The 20,914-nt window shown below is 60.9% G+C and carries 21 protein-coding genes and 1 pseudogene; 13 read left to right on the top strand and 9 right to left on the bottom strand.

The annotated features are described in order from the left end of the window. Positions 1–30: 30 nt before the first annotated feature. From atuC to ppnP, 5 genes are all read left to right on the top strand, one after another. A complete protein-coding gene (atuC, locus tag PSH84_RS13490) occupies positions 31–1,647 on the top strand; it encodes a geranyl-CoA carboxylase subunit beta (protein WP_305483049.1) in 1,617 nt (538 codons plus the stop codon). A gap of 33 nt (positions 1,648–1,680) precedes the next feature. Next, positions 1,681–2,838: a citronellyl-CoA dehydrogenase gene (gene atuD / locus PSH84_RS13485; RefSeq protein ID WP_305470333.1), complete on the top strand. Its 1,158-nt coding sequence runs from the start codon at positions 1,681–1,683 to the stop codon at positions 2,836–2,838. A 178-nt stretch (positions 2,839–3,016) separates the two neighbouring features. Continuing rightward, positions 3,017–4,987 carry an acetyl/propionyl/methylcrotonyl-CoA carboxylase subunit alpha gene (locus tag PSH84_RS13480; RefSeq protein ID WP_305483048.1) on the top strand — a complete coding sequence of 657 codons (1,971 nt, stop codon included), beginning with the start codon at positions 3,017–3,019 and terminating at the stop codon, positions 4,985–4,987. 62 nt (positions 4,988–5,049) lie between these two features. After that, the gene (locus tag PSH84_RS13475; RefSeq protein ID WP_122567865.1) at positions 5,050–5,592 is read left to right on the top strand and encodes a 3'-5' exonuclease; all 543 of its coding nucleotides are present in this window, start codon (positions 5,050–5,052) and stop codon (positions 5,590–5,592) included. A 93-nt stretch (positions 5,593–5,685) separates the two neighbouring features. Then, positions 5,686–5,970: a pyrimidine/purine nucleoside phosphorylase gene (gene ppnP, locus PSH84_RS13470; protein ID WP_122567864.1), complete on the top strand. Its 285-nt coding sequence runs from the start codon at positions 5,686–5,688 to the stop codon at positions 5,968–5,970. A gap of 313 nt (positions 5,971–6,283) precedes the next feature. On the opposite strand, the gene PSH84_RS13465 is transcribed toward ppnP, so the two are convergent. Both PSH84_RS13465 and PSH84_RS13460 read right to left on the bottom strand, forming a co-directional pair. Then, the gene (locus tag PSH84_RS13465) at positions 6,284–7,093 is read right to left on the bottom strand and encodes an MOSC domain-containing protein (protein ID WP_122567863.1); all 810 of its coding nucleotides are present in this window, start codon (positions 7,091–7,093) and stop codon (positions 6,284–6,286) included. A 70-nt stretch (positions 7,094–7,163) separates the two neighbouring features. Continuing rightward, positions 7,164–8,087, bottom strand: a complete 924-nt coding sequence (locus tag PSH84_RS13460; RefSeq protein ID WP_053120553.1) for a chemotaxis protein CheV — start codon at positions 8,085–8,087, stop codon at positions 7,164–7,166. A 481-nt stretch (positions 8,088–8,568) separates the two neighbouring features. Here PSH84_RS13460 and PSH84_RS13455 point away from each other — a divergent pair, with 481 nt between their 5' ends. The 3 genes from PSH84_RS13455 (at position 8,569) to PSH84_RS13445 (ending at position 10,809) form a co-directional block, all read left to right on the top strand. Then, positions 8,569–9,039, top strand: coding sequence for a hypothetical protein (locus tag PSH84_RS13455; protein WP_305470331.1), 471 nt, complete (start codon positions 8,569–8,571; stop codon positions 9,037–9,039). A gap of 220 nt (positions 9,040–9,259) precedes the next feature. Further along, positions 9,260–10,153: a sensor histidine kinase gene (locus PSH84_RS13450; RefSeq protein ID WP_122567860.1), complete on the top strand. Its 894-nt coding sequence runs from the start codon at positions 9,260–9,262 to the stop codon at positions 10,151–10,153. Continuing rightward, the gene (locus tag PSH84_RS13445; protein WP_122567859.1) at positions 10,150–10,809 is read left to right on the top strand and encodes a response regulator; all 660 of its coding nucleotides are present in this window, start codon (positions 10,150–10,152) and stop codon (positions 10,807–10,809) included. Before PSH84_RS13450 ends, PSH84_RS13445 begins: the two co-directional genes overlap by 4 nt. Here the strand turns inward: PSH84_RS13445 and yegS are convergent. Beyond that, positions 10,793–11,710 carry a lipid kinase YegS gene (gene yegS, locus PSH84_RS13440; protein ID WP_122567858.1) on the bottom strand — a complete coding sequence of 306 codons (918 nt, stop codon included), beginning with the start codon at positions 11,708–11,710 and terminating at the stop codon, positions 10,793–10,795. The genes PSH84_RS13445 and yegS overlap by 17 nt on opposite strands. Positions 11,711–12,025: 315 nt before the next feature. Here yegS and PSH84_RS13435 point away from each other — a divergent pair, with 315 nt between their 5' ends. Next, positions 12,026–12,334: a hypothetical protein gene (locus PSH84_RS13435; protein ID WP_240998505.1), complete on the top strand. Its 309-nt coding sequence runs from the start codon at positions 12,026–12,028 to the stop codon at positions 12,332–12,334. A gap of 59 nt (positions 12,335–12,393) precedes the next feature. Here PSH84_RS13435 and PSH84_RS13430 read toward each other — a convergent pair whose 3' ends face one another. Both PSH84_RS13430 and moaB read right to left on the bottom strand, forming a co-directional pair. Beyond that, positions 12,394–13,581 (bottom strand): molybdopterin molybdotransferase MoeA, encoded by a 1,188-nt coding sequence (locus PSH84_RS13430; RefSeq protein WP_163006838.1) that lies wholly within the window; start codon positions 13,579–13,581, stop codon positions 12,394–12,396. Positions 13,582–13,603: 22 nt separating this feature from the next. Further along, complete coding sequence (moaB, locus tag PSH84_RS13425; RefSeq protein WP_053120541.1) at positions 13,604–14,143, bottom strand: molybdenum cofactor biosynthesis protein B; 540 nt, start codon at positions 14,141–14,143, stop codon at positions 13,604–13,606. 78 nt (positions 14,144–14,221) lie between these two features. Here moaB and mobA point away from each other — a divergent pair, with 78 nt between their 5' ends. The 3 genes from mobA to PSH84_RS13410 all read left to right on the top strand — a co-directional run bounded on the left by mobA (position 14,222) and on the right by PSH84_RS13410 (position 15,344). After that, complete coding sequence (mobA, locus tag PSH84_RS13420; protein WP_305470329.1) at positions 14,222–14,824, top strand: molybdenum cofactor guanylyltransferase MobA; 603 nt, start codon at positions 14,222–14,224, stop codon at positions 14,822–14,824. Between the two features lie 75 nt (positions 14,825–14,899). Further along, complete coding sequence (locus tag PSH84_RS13415; protein WP_003199454.1) at positions 14,900–15,121, top strand: YgdI/YgdR family lipoprotein; 222 nt, start codon at positions 14,900–14,902, stop codon at positions 15,119–15,121. Positions 15,122–15,140: 19 nt separating this feature from the next. Continuing rightward, positions 15,141–15,344 (top strand): hypothetical protein, encoded by a 204-nt coding sequence (locus PSH84_RS13410; protein WP_305470328.1) that lies wholly within the window; start codon positions 15,141–15,143, stop codon positions 15,342–15,344. Positions 15,345–15,540: 196 nt separating this feature from the next. Here the strand turns inward: PSH84_RS13410 and PSH84_RS13405 are convergent. The 4 genes and pseudogenes from PSH84_RS13405 to PSH84_RS13390 all read right to left on the bottom strand — a co-directional run bounded on the left by PSH84_RS13405 (position 15,541) and on the right by PSH84_RS13390 (position 19,005). Continuing rightward, positions 15,541–16,562 (bottom strand): annotated as a pseudogene (locus PSH84_RS13405) (IS110 family RNA-guided transposase). Between the two features lie 832 nt (positions 16,563–17,394). After that, complete coding sequence (locus tag PSH84_RS13400) at positions 17,395–18,285, bottom strand: pseudouridine synthase (protein ID WP_305470326.1); 891 nt, start codon at positions 18,283–18,285, stop codon at positions 17,395–17,397. Between the two features lie 71 nt (positions 18,286–18,356). Further along, complete coding sequence (locus PSH84_RS13395) at positions 18,357–18,677, bottom strand: hypothetical protein (RefSeq protein ID WP_003199451.1); 321 nt, start codon at positions 18,675–18,677, stop codon at positions 18,357–18,359. A 91-nt stretch (positions 18,678–18,768) separates the two neighbouring features. Further along, positions 18,769–19,005 (bottom strand): glutaredoxin family protein, encoded by a 237-nt coding sequence (locus PSH84_RS13390; protein ID WP_122567853.1) that lies wholly within the window; start codon positions 19,003–19,005, stop codon positions 18,769–18,771. 189 nt (positions 19,006–19,194) lie between these two features. On the opposite strand from PSH84_RS13390, the gene PSH84_RS13385 reads away from it, so the two are divergent. Continuing rightward, a complete protein-coding gene (locus PSH84_RS13385; protein ID WP_122567852.1) occupies positions 19,195–20,907 on the top strand; it encodes a cation:proton antiporter in 1,713 nt (570 codons plus the stop codon). Positions 20,908–20,914: the final 7 nt, after the last annotated feature.

Raw genomic sequence — 20,914 nt, 5'->3', positions numbered from 1 at the left:
AGCTGATCCGTTCCAACACGAGGAGTCTGCATGCCGGTCATCGAATCGCACCTGGATCCCCACAGCGCTGACTTCACGCGCAACCACGCGGCGATGCTGGCCGGCGTCGAACAGTTGCGCCAGCTCGAACGGGCCGTGGTGGAGAAAGCCGCCCAGGCCCAGGGCAAGTTCGACCAGCGCGGCCAACTGCTGCCGCGCCAGCGCCTGAACCTGCTGCTGGACCCCGGGGCGCCGTTTCTCGAACTGGCGAGCCTGGCCGGCTACAAACTCCATGACGACAAGGACGGCAGCCAGGCCGGCGGCGGCCTGATCGCCGGGATCGGCTATGTGTCCGGGGTGCGGGTGCTGGTGGTGGTCAACAACAGCGCGATCAAGGGCGGCACGATTTCCCCCAGCGGGTTGCACAAGACCCTGCGCCTGCAACAGATCGCCATGGAAAACAAACTGCCGGTCATCACCCTGGCCGAAAGTGGCGGCGCCAATCTCAATTACGCTGCGCAGATTTTCGTCGAAGGCGCGCGCTGCTTCGCCAATCAGGCACGTATGTCGGCCATGGGCCTGCCGCAGATCACCGTGGTGCATGGCTCGGCCACGGCCGGTGGCGCTTATCAACCAGGTTTGTCGGATTACGTGGTGGTAGTGCGCGACAAGGCGCGGCTGTTCCTGGCCGGGCCACCGTTGCTCAAGGCCGCGACCGGCGAAGTGGCCAGCGAAGAGGAACTGGGCGGTGCGCTGATGCATGCGCAGGTGGCCGGCACCGCCGAATACCTGGCCGAGAACGACGCCGATGGCATACGCCTGGCTCGGGAAATCCTCGACTTGCTGCCCTGGAATGCACAATTGCCGCCACAGCCCGAACGGACCTGGACCGAGCCGCTCTACCCCGCCGACGAATTATTGGGACTGGTGCCTGACGACCCGAAGAAACCCTATGACGTGGGGGAAATCATTGCCCGTATCGCCGACGGCTCGCATTTCCTGGCCTTCAAAAGCGAATTCGACACCCAGACGATTTGCGGCCACCTGCGCATTCGCGGCCATGCCTGCGGCCTGGTCGGCAACAACGGGCCGATCACGCCCCAAGGCGCCAGCAAGGCCGCGCAGTTCATCCAGTTGTGCGATCAGAGCCGCACGCCGTTGCTGTTTTTGCACAACACCACGGGATTCATGGTTGGCACGGAGTCGGAGCGACAAGGGGTGATCAAGCACGGCGCCAAGATGATCCAGGCGGTGGCCAATGCCCGGGTGCCCAAGCTGACCGTCGTGGTGGGCGGCTCCTATGGCGCTGGCAACTATGCCATGTGCGGCCGCGGGCTTGACCCACGCTTCATCTTCGCCTGGCCCAACAGCCACACCGCCGTGATGGGCGGCGCCCAGGCCGGCAAGGTCCTGCGGCTGGTCACCGAGGCCACACAACTCAAGAACGGCCTGAGCCCCGACCCGAAGATGCTGGACCTGCTCGAGCACACCACCGCGCAGAAACTCGACAGCCAGTCCACTGCCCTCTACGGCAGCGCCAGCCTGTGGGACGACGGGCTCATCGACCCGCGTGACACCCGCACCTTGCTGGGCTACCTGCTGGACATCTGTCACGAAGCCGAACAGCGGCCATTGCAAGCCAACAGTTTCGGCGTGGCCCGTTTCTGAGGACGCTCCACGACTCACAGGAGAACAATAAAAATGATCTTCACCCAGGAACACGAGGCACTGCGGCGCACCGTTCGCCAGTTTGTCGACCACGACATCAACCCCTACGTCGACGAATGGGAGCAGGCCGGGCGCTTCCCCATCCACGAGATTTTCCGCAAGGCCGGCGCGCTGGGCCTGCTGGGCATTTCCAAGCCGCAGGCCTTCGGCGGCATGGGCCTGGACTACAGCTATTCGATCGTCGCGGCCGAGGAATTCGGCACCATTCATTGCGGCGGCGTGCCGATGTCCATCGGCGTGCAGACCGACATGTGCACCCCGGCCCTGGCCCGTTTCGGCTCCGATGAGTTGCGTGAAGCGTTCCTGCGCCCGGCCATTCGCGGCGAACAGGTGGGCTGCATCGGCGTCTCGGAAGTCGGTGCCGGCTCCGACGTCGCCGGGCTCAAGACCACGGCGCGCAAGGACGGCGACGACTACGTCATCAACGGCAGCAAGATGTGGATCACCAATGCGCCGTGCGCCGATTTCATTTGCCTGCTGGCCAACACCTCGGACGACCAGCCCCACGTCAACAAATCGCTGATCATGGTGCCGATGTGCAGCCCCGGCATCAGCCTCGGCCAGCACCTGGACAAACTCGGCATGCGCAGCTCGGAAACCGCCCAAGTGTTTTTCGATGACGTGCGGGTGCCACAACGCAATCGCATCGGCCAGGAAGGCGCCGGGTTCATGATGCAGATGCTGCAATTCCAGGAAGAACGCCTGTTCGGCGCGGCCAACATGCTCAAGGGCCTGGAACATTGCATCGACAGCACCATCGCGTACTGCAAGGAACGCAAGACCTTCGGCGCGGCCCTGATCGACAACCAGGTGATCCACTTTCGCCTGGCGGAACTGGCCAGCGAGATCGAATGCCTGCGGGCGCTGGTCTACCAGGCCACCGAGCAGTACATCCACGGCCAGGACGTCACACGCCTGGCGTCGATGGCCAAGCTCAAGGCCGGACGCCTGGCCCGGGAAACCACCGACAGTTGCCTGCAATACTGGGGCGGCATGGGCTTCATGTGGGACAACCCGGTCGCCCGGGCCTATCGCGACGTACGGCTGGTGTCCATTGGTGCCGGCGCCGACGAAATCATGCTGGGCATCATCTGCAAGCTCATGGGCATTTTGCCGGGGAAGAAAAAATGAATACAACGCCTGCCAGGCAGCCATCGCGAGCAAGCTTTGCTCCCACAATGCCTGGCGAGTGCATTCGCCTGTGAGAGCAAAGCTTGCTCCCACAATGCCTGGTGAGTGCATTCGCCTGTGGGAGCAAAGCTTGCTCGCGATGAGGCCCTGATAGCCACCGCAAACCCCAGGAGCGACCATGCCCACCTTCAGCAAAATCCTCATCGCCAACCGTGGCGAAATCGCCTGTCGCATCCAGCGCACCGCCCAGGCCCTGGGTTATCGCACCGTGGCGGTGTTCAGCGAAGCCGACGCCGATGCGCTGCACGTGCGCATGGCCGATGAAGCCGTGCTGGTCGGCCCGGCCCCGGTGCAGCAGTCCTACCTCGACCCCTTGGCCATTCTCGACGCGGCCCGGCGCAGCGGTGCCGATGCGCTCCACCCCGGCTACGGTTTTCTTTCGGAAAATGCCGGGTTCGCCCAAGCCTGCGCAGACGCCGGCATCGTTTTCATCGGCCCCAGCCCCGAAGCCATCGACCTGATGGCCAGCAAGCGCCGCGCGAAAATCGCCATGATCCAGGCCGGCGTTCCCTGCATTGCCGGTTACCAGGGCGCGGCCCAGGACGACGACGCGCTGCTGCGCGAAGCCGGGCGCATCGGCTACCCGCTGATGATCAAGGCCAGCGCCGGCGGTGGCGGCCGCGGCATGCGCCTGGTCCAGTGCGCCGAAGACCTGCTGGAGCAGTTGCGCAGTGCGCGCTCGGAAGCCCTGCACGGCTTCGGCAGCGACGAGTTGATCCTCGAAAAGGCGTTGATCGATCCACGGCATGTGGAAGTGCAGGTCTTCGGCGACCATCATGGTCAGTTGATCCACCTGGGCGAACGGGACTGCTCGATCCAGCGGCGCCACCAGAAAATCATCGAGGAAGCGCCCTGCCCGGTCATGACCGCCGACCTGCGCCAAGCCATGGGCGAGGCGGCGCTCAAGGCGGGGCGTGCAGTGAATTACATCGGCGCCGGGACCGTGGAATTCCTGCTCGCGGCGGACGGCAAGTTTTACTTCCTGGAAATGAACACGCGCCTGCAGGTCGAACACCCGGTCACCGAGTTGATCACCGGCCTGGATCTGGTGGCCTGGCAATTGGACGTCGCCGCCGGCAAGCCGCTGCCCCTGCGCCAGGACCAGGTGACGTTCAGCGGCCATGCCCTGCAAGCGCGGTTGTACGCCGAGGACCCGGCGGCGGATTTCCTGCCCCAGACCGGGCAATTGGTGGGCTGGGAGCCGCCCATCCGCGACGATGTGCGAGTCGACCATGGCCTGCTGGAGGGCCAGGTCATTACCCCGTTCTACGATTCGATGCTGGGCAAACTCATCGCCTACGGCGTCACCCGCGAAGAGGCCCGCCGTAAATTGTTGCGAGCGGTGGACGATTGTGTGCTGCTTGGGGTCCAGAGCAACCAGCGCTTGCTCGCCGGGCTGCTGGCACATCCGCGCTTCATCGACGGCGACGTCAGCACCGGTTTCATCGGCCAGCACTTTGCCGATCATTCGGCGCTCCTGCCCCTTGAGCCCTCGGCCGAACAACTGGCCATCGCCACGGCAGCGTTTTATCAGGCTTCGCAGGCACGGCATGCCCCCGGTCTGGGTGGATGGCGCAACAGCCTCGGCACGGCGCGGCATTGTCGGATCGGCGTCGGGGAGCGCGACTGGGTGCTGAGCCTTGAGGCCGAAGCCGACGGGACACTGAACATCCGCAGTGCCGGACGCCTGATCGAACTGAAGCTGCTCGACGTTGACGCGCAGGGTGCAACGCTGGTCATCGACGGGATTCGCCAGCGCCATGCCTGGCGCCTCGATGGCCACGATCTCTGGCTGTCCACCCGCCCCGGCGGCCTGCACTTGCAGGATCGGACCCTGGCCCCGGTCGCCGCCCAGGCCAGCGCCAGTGACGGGACACTCCAGGCCCCCATGGACGGTGCCATTATCGAGGTGCTGGTCAGCGAAGGCAGCCCGGTGCGCCAAGGCCAACTGCTGATGGTGCTCGAGGCGATGAAAATGGAGCACCCACTCAAGGCCGGCATCGACGGCGTGGTCAGGCAATTACACGTCACACGGGGTGCCCAGGTGAAAAACCGCCAGGTTTTGTTGCGCGTTGAAACAGCCCACTAGTCGGATGCCGAGGGTTTGACTACGCTCAAACCCATCAGCACGCCGACACCGGGAACCTCGCAATGCCTCACTGGCTGGTGATTGATCTGGAGGCCACCACCGATGAAGGTGGCTGGCCGGTAACCGAAATGGAAATTATCGAAATCGGCGCCACGCTGGTGAATCGTGACGGCCGCGAAGTGGATCATTTCCAGCGCTTCGTACGCCCCCTGCGGCGACCGCTGCTCACGCCGTTCTGTCGCGAACTGACTCACATCACCCAAGCCAATATCGACGGCGCCGCGCCCTTGACCGAAGTCTGGCCGGCGTTCGAGCGTTGGCTGGCGCCGTATCATCCGAAGCTGGAAAGCTGGGTCAGTTGGGGCGACTACGACCGCAAGCAATTACTTCAGGAATGGCAGCACCAACAGTTGCACAGTGTCCTCGCCCAGATGCCGCACATGAACCTCAAGCAACGCTTCGCCAAGGCTCGTCGGCTGGAACGACCGCTGGGGCTCAATGGCGCGCTGCAACTGGCGGGCCTGCAATTTTGCGGGCAACAGCACCGCGCCCTGGAAGATGCCCGCAACACCGCGCGGTTGTTGCCCCTGGTGCTGCCGGGTTGAGCGGCGGCCACCGCCCGGCGCGGCAGATGACGAATGTTCAAGCCTTGTGCATACTGGCCGGCCTTTTTAAGCCCCTTTTTCGAGGAATCGCCCATGTTTAAAGTCAACGAGTACTTCGACGGCACCGTCAAGTCGATCGCTTTTGGCACTGCCGAAGGCCCCGCGACCATCGGCGTCATGGCACCGGGCGAATATGAGTTCGGCACGGCCCAACGGGAAATCATGCACGTCGTTTCCGGCGCCCTGACCGTGAAGCTGCCCGACAGCACCGGCTGGGAAACCTTCGCGGCCGGCAGCCAGTTCAATGTACCGGCCAACAGCAAGTTCCAGCTCAAAGTGACCGTCGACACTGCCTATCTGTGTGAATACCGCGGCTGATTCGGCACACCACCGAAACTGGCCCCCTCCCGGAGACACGGTTACCTCTGTGGCGAGGGAGCTTGCGGCTGATTCTGTGGCGAGGGGATTTATCCCCGTTGGGCTGCGCAGCAGCCCCAAGACCTGCCGCCTTGGTGTGTCAGGCTGATTGTGCTAAGCCTTGTTGGGGGCTGCTTTGCAGCCCAGCGGGGATAAATCCCCTCGCCACAAAAGCTAGAAAAGCTAGAAAAGCTAGAAAAGCTAGAAAAGCCGTGACGTGACAAACAAAAATGCCCGTGTCCAATGACACGGGCATTTTTATTCACGGCTCTTTTTATTCGAGCACTTCAACCGGCATGCCGACTTCAAGCCGGCCATCGCTGTCGTTGACCAGGTTCTGGCCGAACATCGCACCGTCCGGCGTCGAACGGTATTGCTGCAACGTGGCAAAGGGTTCGCGATGCGGATCGCGTTCTCCGGTGTGCGGATCGACCGTGGTCATGATGCAACGCGAGCAAGGCTTGACCAGCCGAAACTCCACCTCGCCGATACGAATGCGCTTCCAGCCGTCCTCGGCAAACGCCTCGCTGCCCTCGACCACCAGGTTGGGACGAAAGCGCAGCATTTCCAACGAGCGACCGACCCGGCTCGACAAGTCCTGCAATGACGCCTGGCCAATCAGCAGCAGGGGGAAACCATCGGCAAAAGCGACCTTGTCGTCGTCCTTGCCATAACCGGCGGCGGTGGTACGTGCCAGTTCCACCGGCACATGCACCAGCCGCGTGGGGTTGCCGATGAATTCGCTGACCCAGGCCGCGGCCGCGTCACCGGCGTCCGGCACACGCAAGGTGTCACGCCAGATGATCACGCCGCGCCGCTGCTCTTGCTGGGTGGGCGGCAACGGCACGTCGATGGCGCCATGGCCCGGCGCGCTGAGCGTCAGGCCACCCGCCTCGTTCCATAAGGCCGAAAGCTGGCTCATCTTCGCCACGGCGCGTTGGGTCAAGAACCGGCCCGTGCCCTCGTCCACCAGCATCCAGCGCCGATCACCGTCCAGCCCGAGCTTGTCCAGGCCAATGTCCTGCAGGGGTTGACCCTTGCCGGACTTCAACGGATACCGATACAGCGCGCTCAGCCGCAACATGGTCAACTCCCCGGTGGCAAAAAAATGCCACCTTATACGAGCCGGCCGTTGAAGCAAACCACCATCGGTTTCAGTCGAGCATCAACCGCTGACGCACCACGTCGACCAGCTTGTCCGGCTGGAATTTGGAGAGGAAATTGTCGCAACCGACCTTCTTGACCATCGAGTCGTTGAAGCTGCCGGACAGCGAGGTGTGCAGTACGACATAGAGCCCACGCAAACGCGGGTCGTTGCGGATTTCGGTGGTCAGGCGGTAGCCGTCCATTTCCGGCATTTCCGCGTCGGTGAAGATCATCAGCAATTTGTCGGTCATGACCTCGCCGGTATCGGCCCAGGCCTTGAGCATGTTCAGGGCCTTCAGGCCGTCGCTGGCGATGTGCATTTTCACGCCCAGTTGACCCAGGGTGTCGCGCAGTTGCGAGAGCGCAACATTGGAGTCGTCCACCAGCAGCACTTCGCGGCCACGGGCGCGCTCCAGCACCGGGTCTTCGAGTTTGTCCCGGGAGACCTTGGCGTTGTAAGGCACGATTTCGGCCAGGACTTTTTCCACGTCGATGATTTCCACCAACTGATCGTCCACCTTGCTGATGGCCGTCAGGTAGTGCTCGCGACCGGCACTGGTCGGCGGTGGCAGGATCGCTTCCCAGTTCATGTTGACGATGCGGTCGACACCGCCCACCAGGAACGCCTGAACCGAACGGTTATATTCGGTCACGATAATGGTGCTGTTGGCTCCTGGCACCAGCGGACGCATGCCAATGGCCTGGGACAGGTCGATCACCGGCAGCGTCTGGCCTCGCAGATTGACCACGCCGCACACGAACGGGTGGCGTTGCGGCATCAGGGTCAACTTCGGTAGTTGCAGGACTTCCTGGACTTTGAACACGTTAATGGCGAACAACTGCCGACCCGCCAGGCGAAACATGAGAATTTCCAGACGATTCTCACCCACCAGTTGGGTTCGTTGATCTACTGTGTCGAGAATGCCGGCCATCGATGACTCCTGGGCTTGTTCGGATGAATCCAATAAAACCGATATCGGCCGTACGAACCGAATCTTGACCCCCGGATAAAACACAGCGAGGGGAATTGATATCACATTAACATCATGTTTTACTGGCTTCATGATTTCATCTGCTACTTTTCCCCGCTGCGCGACTCCGGTTTGCGCACTAAGTTCCCCTGCCTAAGGGATTCCCTTAGGCACAATCAGGTCCAACCTGATATTCCCGTTATCCAATAGCCATTAATGTGACGCCATTCTCATTGCTGAACGGAGTCAGGCTTTTGTACGCGACCACAGGACATCGGACCTGCAGCCTTTCGGCCGATCCCACCCGTGTAATCGTTTACGAATTCACCTTCGCTGAACGGCACGGGCGTGTCGTCACGCGTCCGTCCGCGCTCGACCTTGAGATCCAGCCGTTCGCCATACGCGGTTTCCTTTCGCCTGACATGATGTTGTGGAGATAAGCATGCCGAACGATCGTAGGAACTGGAATCAACGTCTTCCCGAATTTCTGATCGAGGCCGAGACACTGCTGGCCAAGTCGGAGGAATGCCTGAGCCATCTGCAATTGATCAACAATGACAAGGACGCCATCGACTGCATGCTCAGCACTTTGCTGAAACTGGCAAACAAGGCCAATGCCCTGGCGCTGGAAGCCGTTTCGGAGTTTTCCCTACATATCCATGGCTTGCTCAGCCATGCGCAAAACCACATGGAGTTGCATGATCAGGCCCTGGACGCGTTGAAGGATTGCTTCACCCTGATGGCTTGGCAATTGGAACTGGTCGATCACACCACTGGCCAGTTGGGCCTGGACAGCAGCGAACAGACGTCCTTGATCGAGGCATTCGCTTTCCAGGTGGGTCAGAGTCCCGGCCAGGCATTGGCCGCGTCGCGTCCGCTGGCGTTGGTGTCTTATCCCCAGAAACAAGCCTGATACGATGGCGATGTGCCTGCTCCCTAGCGCTTTCACGGCTCCATGCCGAGCGCGACCAACGATAGGCGAAGTGGTACTATCTCCCGCGTCAGCCACTTCAAGACAGCGTCATAAAAGCCGCCAACCGAAGCCGCCTTCGACCTGAAACGTTTACCCGACCCGGCCTGTCAGATGCGCTGACCGGCCTGCCCGCAGCGAACATTCATTGGCTCCATCCGCTATGCACGCCAGCCTCAAGTCATTCATCACCTGGCCTCCCTCCCGAGAAAACGCCCGTCGCTTCACCTTATTATTGTGCATCTGCTCGACCCTCGGCTGCCTGCTCACCTACCTGTACGCCGACACGGTGCCGTTGGTCCTGCTGGCCCTGAATGTCGCGGCCTTGAGCTGTGTCTGGATCCACCATCGATTGTCGCGCAAATCCATCAAATTCCAGCCCCAGGAGCTGGCCGACCGGTTGCTCGAGGTCCAGGAGAATGAGCGCCATCGACTCAGCCGCGAACTGCACGACGACATTGGCCAGTTGCTGACCGCGGCGAAACTGCAAGGCGAATGGCTCAAGCGGCGGATGCCAGAGGAATTGCAAGGTCAGTGCGCGCTCTTGTGCGAGACCCTGGACGAAACCCTCAACAAGGTCCGCGACGTATCGGCGATTCTCAACCCCAGAGAACTGGCCAGCCTCGGGCTTGAGGCCAGCCTGCGGGCGCACCTGCTCAAGACCCTGGCCAACGTCCCGGTGAAGTGGAGCCTCGATTGCCAACAGCGCATGACGGGGATCCCGGAGGAGATGTCGGTCGCGGTGTTCCGGATCACTCAGGAAGCAGTCACCAATATATTGCGCCATGCCCGGGCGACGAACCTGCTGGTACGCCTGCAACGCCTGCCCGACGGCCTGACCCTGGTGATCAGCGACGATGGCCAGGGATTTGTCCCGGCCAGCCACCCCGCTCGCGAAGGTCAACGAGGCATGGCCGGCATGTTGGAGCGGGTCGAACAATTGGGCGGTACCCTCAAGATCATGAGCGAGGCCGGCAAAGGCACGCACATCGAAGCACGCTTCCCCTGGGCACCGCGCGCCCTGGAACGAGCCAGTAAGAATAAGGTTCTCCTTTGATTTGTAATTTGCTTCTGGTAGATGACCACTCCCTGATCAGGGCCGGCGTACGCGCCCTGGTCATGGATATCCCAGGCTATGCCGTGATCGGCGAAGCCAATGACGGCACGCAATTGGTGGAGTTGGTCGAGCGGCTGAACCCCGACATCGTGCTGCTGGACATTTCCATGAAGGACACCAGCGGCCTGGATGCCTTGCAACAGCTCAAGCGGGTACGACCTCACAGCAAGGTGATGATCCTGTCGATGCATACGGATCCGACACTGATCATGCAGGCGCTCGAATCAGGCGCCCATGGCTACCTGCTCAAGGACACCACCGCCACCGAGCTGAAACACGCCTTGGAAGCGCTGCGCAATGACGAACGCTACCTGAGCCCTGCCATCGCTCACACGGTGATCAACCAGGCACTGACCCGCGTCCAGAAACATCAGCCGGGCCCTGCCCAGACCCATAACCTGACGGCACGCCAGTTGGAAATTCTGCGGCTGATCGTGCGTGGCAAGTCCACTCGGGAAATTGCCAACGGCCTGAACCTGAGCGTCAAGACCGTGGAAACCCACCGGGCGCAAGTCATGAAGCGCTTGCAGATCCATGACGTGGCCGGCCTTGTGCTGTTCGCGGTGCGCGAGCAAATCATCAGCCTGGATGACTGAGCACCGTCGCGCCGCCCAACAGCGGCGAATCGGATGGCAGGTGCAGCCGCAGCGCCTTCGGTCGGACAGTGAAGCGCAGGGTGCCGACCTGCAACGGTTCGCCATCGAGATTGATGTCCAGGCCTTGAGCGACCTTGATTTCCACCCACGGCAAGCGCGCGCGGACAAACATGTTGTCGATGCCCAGGCCGCCAGCGAGCAAGTCCTTCAAGGTACTGACCACTTCCTGGGGCGCCGGCAGGATGCTGATGTCCAGCAACCCATCATCCGCCAACGCCTCCGGGCACAGCACATGGCCTCCCCCCGCCTGCCGGCCATTCCCGATGCCCAGCGCGAGCAAATCGCCCTGCCAGTGAAAATCGGGGCCCTGCAACTCACCATAGGCGGCACTCAGCTCACTGAATCGCGACAGGCCCGTGAACAGGTAGGCGGCACCGCCCAAGACCTTCTTGAGATCCTCGGAGGTGTTCGCCGTCACCTGGCTACCAAAACCACCGGTGGCCATGTTCAGGAAAATCCGCCCGCCGACTTCGCCCACATCAACGGCCTGCGGCGCAACGTCCAATAGATCCAGGGCCTGCGCAGGCTCCAACGGAACACCGGCCGCCCGGGCGAAATCGTTGGCCGTGCCCAGCGGCAGCAGTACCAGACTGGCATCGCTGGACTTGAGGGCGATCGCTTCGGCGATATCACGCAAGGTTCCATCACCGCCGCCGGCGATCAGTCGGGTATAACCAGCATCCAGGGCTTCATCGACGCATCGCTGGGCATCACCAGCTTCCCAGGTCAACCGTACCGCCAGCTCCCAGCCCTGTTCGCGCTTGAGCATCACTGCCGAGCGAACCTCTTCGTTGAGCGCTTGCTTGCCATGCAGAATCAACAGCGCCTTGCCTTTGCTCATCGTGGTCTCCGTCATTGGAAGGTACAGGCATGGGACCACCCATTCGAGCGAAAAAGCCCGACGCATCTCAATTTATTAACAGAGCAGGACGACTCGCCCGATCGACACGCCCTGATTCGAAGAGTTTTCTTACAAGATCTGGCGAATCAGCTCAATTGACCCTCCAGCGGTATTGAGACACCTTGGCTTCATGTTTGCTGGATCGCTTAAACCCTCATCACACAAGGAAGCATTCTCCCATGGATGGATACGTCACGGCCCGCAGGGGCCGGATCAGTCGCTCGAACAGTTATGGCCAAGGGGATGGACCGTCCCATGCATAACCGTGAATACAAACTGTCGCCCCGGCAGCTCGCATCCTTTGGAAGCGGGCGGGCCGATACTCGAAACGAATGCAAAAGTTGCAGTAATCCCGTTGGAGGAATTGATTTGGAACCGCGCGTCGTTGAACTGGAAACCCACCTCAAATACATCCGCAAAGACATGGATGAAATTCGCACCGACGTCAGGGTGATCCGCCACCGGCTGGCCTATTCGGCTGGGGCTGCGGCGGTGGTGCTCGGCCTGCTGGGCTGGATCGCCAACAATCGATTCGATCAGTTGGTGATGCTGCTCACGCGATAAAGGTGAGGCGCGCAAAGGCCCGAGCGTCCAACTCGGGCCGGAGAACACCTGCCAGGGTACTAGCCCAGGACTTCGCTCAAGGGGATGAAGCCCACCTCGTCGCCCTCCACCAGCGTCTGTCCCTCGAGCACTTCGACCAGCCCTTCGGCCCAGGCCGCGCTGCGCAGGACACCCGAGCTCTGATTTCGGTAGATGATCGCTCGACCATTCTCCATACGGCCTCGCAGGTATTCTCGTCGACTGCCCGCCTTTGGCCAGGCGAAACCGGCCGGCACCTTGAACTTGAGCGGCGCCACCGACTGAACGCCTTGGCGTCTCAATAGGTAAGGTCGTGCCAGCAGCGCGAACGTCACGAGGGTCGAAGCGGGATTTCCAGGCAAGCCTATGACTGGCACACCACGGTAATGCCCGAACGTCAGCGGCTTACCCGGTTTGATGGCGAGTTTCCACAGCGCCAATTCACCGTCCTCGCGCAAGGCGATGCCCAGGAAGTCCGCCTCCCCCACCGATACCCCTCCAGTGGACAGGATCAGATCGACATCCGACAACTGTGCCAGGCGCTCGCGGGTGGCCGACAAATCGTCGGGCAGGATACCTGCGTCAACCACCTCACAGCCCAGGCGTTGCAGCCAGCCGCACAGCAACACGCGGTTGCTGTTATAGATCTGGCCGGGACCCAATGCCTGCCCGGGCTCGACCAGCTCATCACCCGTGGACAGCACGGCGACGCGGACCTTGCGCACCACGTCCAGCGACGCACAGCCCAAGGATGCCGCCAAGCCCAGCTCGATCGGCCCCAGGCGAGTACCGGCGCAAAGGACTTGCTCCCCAACGGTGGTCTCCTGTCCTTGAGGACGAATGTTCTGCCCACCGACCATGGGCTCGGTAAACCGCACCCGTTGATCGCTTTCAACCACGGTGTTTTCCTGCATCTCGACGCAATCGGCGCCGGCAGGGACTGGCGCCCCCGTGAAGATCCGCGCACACGTGCCAGCGGCCAGCGGCTCCGGCGCCTGCCCGGCAAAAATCCGCTGGCTGACCACCAACGGCTCGCCGTTCCAGTCCGCCAGCCGCAAGGCATAGCCGTCCATGGCGCTGTTGGGCCATGGCGGTAGATCAAGGGTCGAGACCAGATCCTCGGCAAGCACTCGCCCTGACGCCGCGGCCAAAGGCAAATGCTCGCGCTGGACAATCGGTGTACTCGCCGCCATCTCGAGCAGCCGCTCCAACGCCACCTCAACGGCCATCAAGGCACCGGCCTTGCCCGGTTTACCCACGGGATTCACAAGGAGCAGCCTGTTTCAAATGGGCCACGAAGTTGCACGGTCGATGCCGCACATCCAATTGTTCGGCCAGGATCCCATCCCATCCGGTACGCACCGCATTGGTCGACCCTGGCAGGCAACATACGAGCGTGCCATTGGCCAGGCCGGCCAACGCACGGGACTGCACAGTGGAAGTGCCGATGTCAGCCACGGATATCTGCCGGAACAACTCGCCGAACCCGTCGACCTGCTTGTCCAGCAGACACGTGACCGCTTCCGGCGTGCTGTCACGCCCCGTGAAACCGGTGCCGCCGGTGATCAGCACCACTTGCACCACGTCCTCGGCAATCCAGGTCGCGACTTGCGCGCGGATCTTGTACAAATCATCTTTGAGCAGGACCCGCGCCGCCAGGTTGTGACCGGCCGCCGTGAGCCGATCGACAAAGACCTGCCCGGACGTATCGGTTTCCAGGGTACGGGTGTCGCTGACTGTCAGCACCGCGATATTGAGCGGCACGAAAGGTACATCAGCCTTGGCTTTCATAGGCTCGTCCAGTTGTGAAGGAAACAGCCCGGTGTTATATCACAGCGCTTCATTTTTTCGCCCGCGCGGAGACACGACATGACCTCGAACACGCCGCTGCCATCCTGCTCCATTCTGCTCTTGGCGGGTGGGCGTGGGCAACGCATGGGCGGCCAGGACAAAGGCCTGGTGCAGTGGCAAGGCGAACCGCTGATTGCTCATCTCCATCGCCAGACCCGCGCCATGAGCGATGACCTGATCATTTCCTGCAACCGCAATGCGCAACGTTATGCAGCGTATGCCGATCAGTTGGTGCATGACGAGGAAGGCGACTTTCCCGGGCCGCTGGCGGGCATCCGGGCGGGTCTCAAGGCAGCGAGGCATCCGTATTTGCTGGTGCTGCCGTGCGACGTGCCGCAGATCGACGCGAGCCTGCTCGACAACATGCGCAAAACGGCCAGCCAGCACCCTGATCAACCATTGATGGTGCGGCACGGCGAGCATTGGGAGCCGCTGCTGTGCGTCATTCCGTTAACCCTGGCAGCACGCTTCGAACAGGCCTGGAGCGAAGGCGAACGCAGCCCCGGTCGCATCATGCGCGCGCTGCACGCCATTGCCTTGCAGTGCCCTGCCGACGATCCGCGGCTGGCCAATCTGAACACCCCGGAGTTACTGGCCCGACATAAAGGCGTGTCAGATTGACACTAGCCAGGAACTTGCGCGCAATGTATACGTCTGAAGGTCAGTAACTTGAAGAATCCATTTCGGAGAAACACCATGACACAACGGACCCTCGCCACGTTCATGCTCGCTCTGGGCCTCGCCACCCTTGCCGGGTGCGCTTCGCCAACAGTGATCACCTTGAATGACGGTCGCGAAATCCAGGCCGTCGATACCCCCCATTACGATGAAGAAAGCGGCTTCTACGAATTCGAGCAACTGGATGGCAAGCAGACTCGCGTGAACAAGGATCAGGTTCGTACCGTTAAGGATTTGTAATCTGTAGCGTTGCTGCCCGATGTTGCTGGAAAAACTGGCGCTTCCTGAAGAGGGAAGCGCCGGTTTTTTTTTGGGCTTGGGTTTTGAGTTTTGGGTGTATATCCGTTTCTTCGGTAACGGCCACTGGCGGTTCCGCTCTTACAGCGGCTCACTTTTGAAAAGCGCAAAAGTAAGCAAATGTATGGTCAGCCCATCTCCTGCAACCACGGGCGATGAGCGGTAAAGCATGCTTGCACTAATGTATCCGGGCTCCTAGTCGGCAATTTGCCGCCTGGCCCTTGATGAGTAGTCGCTCCTGCCTGTCCTTGAAAAACGCTTCAGCTTCGAAAGCTGTTTTGCTTACCAGGTTCTCAGGCAGGATTTGAGCTGTTTATCGTCATCATCGCTGTCGTCGCAAAAGCCGGTAGTGTGGGTTTCGGTCAAGCCCTGGACTGGGTGTTGTAGCTTCCTCCGTGAACTAAAACGGCCCACACGATTCTTGCCAACTTATTGGCTAGGGCGCAGGCGACCTTGTTTGGATGTTTTCGTGTCAGCAAGTCCCTGCACCAACTTCCCAGAGCATCATTGCGCTTGTCGATGCGCACCAGGACCGCCCGAGAGCCTTGAACCATCAGCTTTCGAAGGTATTTATCACCTCGCTTACTGATGTTCAAAAGGACTGTTGATCACCCGTTGAATACTGCCTCGGCACCAGGCCCAATGAAGCGGCGAAGTCTCGCGCTGAGCGAAAATTGGAAGCGTCCCCGATGTCGGCCAGCAGCGCACTAGCGATGATTGGGCCGATGCCGGGGATGCTCATCAGCCGGGTTCCCGCGTCATCAGCACCCACCTGCTCTTTAATCGTACGATCAACCGCCTTGATTTCGTCGGTGAGCCGTTTGGTCTCTTCTGCCAAATGCTCAATGAAGTCCTTCAACTGTTGCGGCAAGTCTGCGGCCGGGTCGTCCAAAATTTGATGAATCTGATTCATCGCAGCTTTTGTCGCAGGTAACTCAATTCCGAACTCAAGCAAGAACCCGTGAATGCGATTGATTGTTTGAGTCCTCTGGACGATTAAGGCTTCGCGAAGACGATGTTGCGTCGATAGAAGCTGTTGCTCAACAGTCTTGATGGCAACGTAGTGTGTCCTGGGACGGGAGGCAGCTTCGCAGATGGCCTCAGCGTCGATGTAGTCGTTTTTATTGCCTCTGACGTAGGGTTTCACATGCTGCGGGGCAATCAATTTCACTTGATGGCCGAAGGATCTGAGCTTCCTTGCGAGCCAGTGTGAACCGCCGCATGACTCCATCACTATGGTGCAGGGTTCGAGCTTTGCAGCGAACTCAAGTAGCCGCTTACGATTGAATTTTTTGCGTAGGACTTCCTTGCCTTTGGCGTCGTGCCCTACGAGATGGAAGGTGTGTTTCCCGATATCCAGGCCGATTAGCTTCAAGGGTTCCATGAGAGGTCTCCTTCAGGTAAGTGAGAGCCCCGGTCAGTTTAGATTTACCGGGACTCCCACACGGGCTGACCATCTCATTAACGCTCTGCCCCACCACTCGGTGCCTCGCTTAGGCTCGGCATGCCTGAACGAAGGCATTGCTCCGTGGGCCGCCGCGAAGGGCCATCCATGGCCCAGCGCGGCTAACCCGGCATCCATGCCGGGTTGCCCACTCCACAATACCTTCGTTCAGCCAGCGTGGTTAACGGGGCGCCGAGATCAACGTCCACCGCGAGGCGGCCTAACAGCCGACCTGGTTCTGGTTGGGATCGCGTTTCTCCTGTGGGAGCGGGCTTGCTCGCGAAGGCAGTGAGTCAGTTTTCGGTGATGTTGGAGGTGCCGGCGTCATCGCGAGCAAGCTCGCTCCCACAGGGGGGTTAGGTGCACATGAATTTTGTATTCGCTGAAGATCCAGTGTGGGAGCGAGCTTGCTCGCGATAGCGGTGGCTCAGCCACATAGATGCCGGCATGAACCCCGCTCTTGCTTTGCTTTGCTTTGGATTTTGATCTCGGCGCCCCGTTAAACCACGCTGGCCGAACGCAGGCATTGTGGAGTGGGCATCCCGGCATGGATGCCGGGATAGCCGCGCTGGGCCATGGATGGCCCTTCGCGGCGGGCCCACGGAGCAATGCCGGAGTGAGGGCATGCCGAGCCTGAGCGAGGCACCAAGTGGTGGGGCAAAGCGTTTTTGGTTACTTTTGGCGCTCTTCCAAAAGTGACCCGCTGTAAAAGCGGAACCATAAGCCGCCGTTACCTAAATAACGGATATACACACCCTACCCTAAACAAAAACTACCACTGCAACGAAATACCACTCTCGAACACCCGCTCCTGCCCCGTAACCGGATCGACAAAACGCAACCCCTGAGCCAGCAGCTTTAGCGGATTGGAGTAATCATCCTCAACATCCCGAAGCACATCAGGATAAAACGGATCGTTGCAGATCCCCGCCCCAAGGGCATTCATGTGAACCCGCAACTGATGCTTCTTACCCGTCACCGGATACAAACCATAACGCCACAACTCGCCATTCCTTTCCAGCACTTCGATGGCCGTTTCGGTATTGGGCTCGCCCGGCCCTTCCTGCATTCGGAAGAACGGTTCGCCATCGATCATTCGGCTTTTATGTACTCGCGGAAAGGTCAACCCAGGCAACGCGCGGGCAATGGCCTGGTAGCGTTTCTCGATCCGCCGCGTCGGAAATAACGACTGATACGCCGAGCGGGTATTCGGGTTGGCCGAAAACAACACCAGCCCAGCCGTATGCCGATCGATGCGGTGCAAGGGCACCAGATGCGGGTTGTCCAGCCGCCGGATCAGCCGTCGCAGCAAGGTTTGTTCGACGTATTCGCCCGCCGGGGTGACAGGCAGGAAATGCGGTTTGTCTGCCACCACCAGATGCTCGTCGGCGTACAGGATCGACTCCACCACCGGAATCGGCTTCTCGTCGGGCACTTCACGGAAGTAGTGGATGCGCAGGCCTTCACGGTACGGCAAGTCGACAGGGATGGCCTTGCCCTCCCCGTCCAATACCCGTCCCCGGGCGATCCGGTCCAGCCACTGCTCGCGACTGATGGCGCTGAAATGCTCGCACAAGCACTCCAGCACCGTCGACCAGGAACCGGGCGGCAGATACAGCGTACTGGCCTGATGATGAGCGGCGGAAAACAATGAACCGGACATTGAAAACTCTTGGGCGTTTTACAGGGCGGCATTATCCGACAGTCGCATCGGTCAGCCCAGCGATGATTGCTTCACGCCGTGACTGACGTCGATTTGGCAGCCGCTTCGGTGAACTCCTTCAACCAGCGCAGCACTTCCACCGCCTCCCAGCGACCTGGATCGTACAGCGCGTACAGCAAGCCCTGGTAACCCACCACATCCAACTGCTTGTGATAGCCGGCACGCTGGAACAACGCTTCGATCTCGGCGAAACAGGTGTTGAAATGCAGTTTATTGAACGGTGTCTTGCCTTCGGTCACCAAGCCATCCAGACGCAGCTCCAGGACCGCCTCACGCACAACGTCCGCGGACATCCTGTTTACGCTGCTTTTCAGTTGTTCGACATTGACCAAGGGATGCACTCCAGATAACTGTATGAACATACAGTAACCGAAGCAGGCTATTTTCGCCAACCGCAGTATCAGAAACTGACGGACGAGCCACTCAGCGGAGAAAGGTCACGATCTGTTCGGCGCCGAAAGGCCAGTCCAGCTCAGCACCAGTATCGATCCTGCGCAGGACCGGGATACGTAACTCATAGGCTTCGAAAAAGGTCTCGTCCTCGGCGATATCCACCAGCTCCACCAACAATCCATGTTCGACGAAAGGCATCAGTTCAGCTTCGGCGACTTCGCAAAGATGACACCCCAGGGTGCCGAACAACTGGCATTCAGGAAGCATGGCTGGTAGACCCAAAAAAGATAGACGGTCATTCTAGGCCCGCCTCGGAAAACCGTCGAGTCACTGGCTCGCTTCAGGGTGTTTCGGTAAAACGCTGATGCAAATCACTGAACATAAATGCTTTTCCAGCGACGCTTGTCACGGTTTCCCCTCTACGCTGTGCGTTGTAGCCTTGAAACGGAGTTCCCCTTGTTTGCCAACCTGCTGATCATCCTCGCTTCGTCCCTGGTGGTCATCGCCCTGTTCCGGCGGCTGCGCCTGCCCCCCGTGCTGGGCTATCTCTGCGTCGGGCTGGCGGTGGGGCCGACCGCGCTGGACTGGGTCAACGACAGCGAAGAACTGCCAGACCTGGCCGAGCTCGGGGTAGTGTTCCTGTTGTTCTCGTTGGGACTGGAGTTTTCCCTGTCGAAAATGCTCGAGCTGCGTCGGGTCGTGTTCGGCCTCGGCAGCCTGCAGGTGTTGTGCTCGGGAGCGCTGCTGGCGGGATTGCTGGCCGTGTGCGGCGCGCCGGTGATCGCCGCGTTGCTGCTCGGTGCGGGGCTGGCCTTGTCCTCCACCGCCATTGTCAGCAAGGAGTTGACCAGCCTGGGCGAGATCTTCAGCAGCCACGGCCAGAACGCCATCGGTGTGTTGTTGTTCCAGGACGTCGTCGCAGTGCTGCTGTTGACCCTGGTGCCGGTCTTCGCCGGCAGCAGCGAGCACCCGTGGTACTGGGCGCTACCGCTGACCCTGGGCAAGACCCTGGTGTTGTTCGGGGGCCTGCTGCTGGCCAGCCGGCTGCTGTTGCCCCGGCTGTTCCATGAGGTAGCGGCGTCCCGCTCCGCAGAATTGTTCGTGCTGCTGGCCCTGGTGATCGTATTGCTGACGGCATGGCTGACCCACCTGCTCGGCTTGTCGCCGGCCCTGGGGGCTTTCCTGGCAGGCATGTTGCTGGGGGAAAGCCACTACCGCCATCAGATCGAAGCCGACATACGCCCGTTCCGCGACATCCTGCTGGGGCTGTTTTTCGTCAGCATCGGCATGCTGATCGATCTGCAGCTGTTCCTCGATGACGGCCTGCTGATCCTGGGATTGACCCTCGGCTTGATGCTTATCAAGGGTTGCGTGGTCGCCGCCCTGGTGAAATGGCGCGGCAGTGATGGGGAAACCGCCTGGCGCAGTGGCCTGGCCCTGGCCCAGGGCGGCGAATTCTGTTTTGCCTTGATGGCGCTGATGCAGCAGAACCGTCTCATGCCCGCCGACATCAGCGGCCTGCTGCTGGCCGCGACATTCTGCTCGATGCTGCTGACCCCGCTGTTGCTGCGCGCGGCGCCACGCATCGCCGCGCGCCTGCATCGCAAACCCAACGAAGAGGCGCAACTGGAGCAGATCAGCGCACTCAATGCCGGCTTGTCGGATCACGTGGTGATTTGCGGCTACGGTCGCGTCGGCCAGTCCATAGGGCGCTTCCTGCGCCGCGAAGGCCAGGCGTTCGTCGCCCTGGATGACGACCCGGTGATCATCCAGGAAGCCACCGTCGGGGAAAACTGCGTGCATTACGGCGATTCGCGACGGGGTGACCTGCTCACCGCCGTTGGCTTGAGCCGCGCCAGGCTGTTGGTGATCGCAGTGGACAAGACCGACATCGCCATCACCGTGCTCAAGGCGGCCCGACGGGTCAACCAACAGGTGCCGATCCTGGTGCGCACCCGTGACGACAGCCAATTGGCCGAGTTACAGGCAGCCGGGGCCAGCGAAGTGGTCCCGGAGCTGCTGGAATCGAGCCTGATGCTGGCGTCCCACGCCCTGATCATGCTCGGCCTGCCCGAGCAGCAAGTCCGGCATCATGTGGATCAGGTTCGTCACGACCGTTATCGCCTGCTCCATGGTTTTTACCCGGGCAACCAGGACAAGGAACCTTAGTGCGCCG

The sequence above is a fragment of the Pseudomonas beijingensis genome, assembly GCF_030687295.1.
GTDB lineage: Bacteria > Pseudomonadota > Gammaproteobacteria > Pseudomonadales > Pseudomonadaceae > Aquipseudomonas > Aquipseudomonas beijingensis.
This window is presented reverse-complemented; position numbering and strand designations above follow the sequence as displayed.

Coding starts and splice junctions, on each gene's coding strand:
- atuC (WP_305483049.1), top strand. CDS start 31: ATGCCGGTCATCGAATCGCACCTGGATCCCCACAGCGCTGACTTCACG.
- atuD (WP_305470333.1), top strand. CDS start 1,681: ATGATCTTCACCCAGGAACACGAGGCACTGCGGCGCACCGTTCGCCAG.
- PSH84_RS13480 (WP_305483048.1), top strand. CDS start 3,017: ATGCCCACCTTCAGCAAAATCCTCATCGCCAACCGTGGCGAAATCGCC.
- PSH84_RS13475 (WP_122567865.1), top strand. CDS start 5,050: ATGCCTCACTGGCTGGTGATTGATCTGGAGGCCACCACCGATGAAGGT.
- ppnP (WP_122567864.1), top strand. CDS start 5,686: ATGTTTAAAGTCAACGAGTACTTCGACGGCACCGTCAAGTCGATCGCT.
- PSH84_RS13465 (WP_122567863.1), bottom strand. CDS start 7,093: ATGTTGCGGCTGAGCGCGCTGTATCGGTATCCGTTGAAGTCCGGCAAG.
- PSH84_RS13460 (WP_053120553.1), bottom strand. CDS start 8,087: ATGGCCGGCATTCTCGACACAGTAGATCAACGAACCCAACTGGTGGGT.
- PSH84_RS13455 (WP_305470331.1), top strand. CDS start 8,569: ATGCCGAACGATCGTAGGAACTGGAATCAACGTCTTCCCGAATTTCTG.
- PSH84_RS13450 (WP_122567860.1), top strand. CDS start 9,260: ATGCACGCCAGCCTCAAGTCATTCATCACCTGGCCTCCCTCCCGAGAA.
- yegS (WP_122567858.1), bottom strand. CDS start 11,710: ATGAGCAAAGGCAAGGCGCTGTTGATTCTGCATGGCAAGCAAGCGCTC.
- PSH84_RS13435 (WP_240998505.1), top strand. CDS start 12,026: ATGCATAACCGTGAATACAAACTGTCGCCCCGGCAGCTCGCATCCTTT.
- PSH84_RS13430 (WP_163006838.1), bottom strand. CDS start 13,581: ATGGCCGTTGAGGTGGCGTTGGAGCGGCTGCTCGAGATGGCGGCGAGT.
- moaB (WP_053120541.1), bottom strand. CDS start 14,143: ATGAAAGCCAAGGCTGATGTACCTTTCGTGCCGCTCAATATCGCGGTG.
- mobA (WP_305470329.1), top strand. CDS start 14,222: ATGACCTCGAACACGCCGCTGCCATCCTGCTCCATTCTGCTCTTGGCG.
- PSH84_RS13415 (WP_003199454.1), top strand. CDS start 14,900: ATGACACAACGGACCCTCGCCACGTTCATGCTCGCTCTGGGCCTCGCC.
- PSH84_RS13410 (WP_305470328.1), top strand. CDS start 15,141: ATGTTGCTGGAAAAACTGGCGCTTCCTGAAGAGGGAAGCGCCGGTTTT.
- PSH84_RS13400 (WP_305470326.1), bottom strand. CDS start 18,285: ATGTCCGGTTCATTGTTTTCCGCCGCTCATCATCAGGCCAGTACGCTG.
- PSH84_RS13390 (WP_122567853.1), bottom strand. CDS start 19,005: ATGCTTCCTGAATGCCAGTTGTTCGGCACCCTGGGGTGTCATCTTTGC.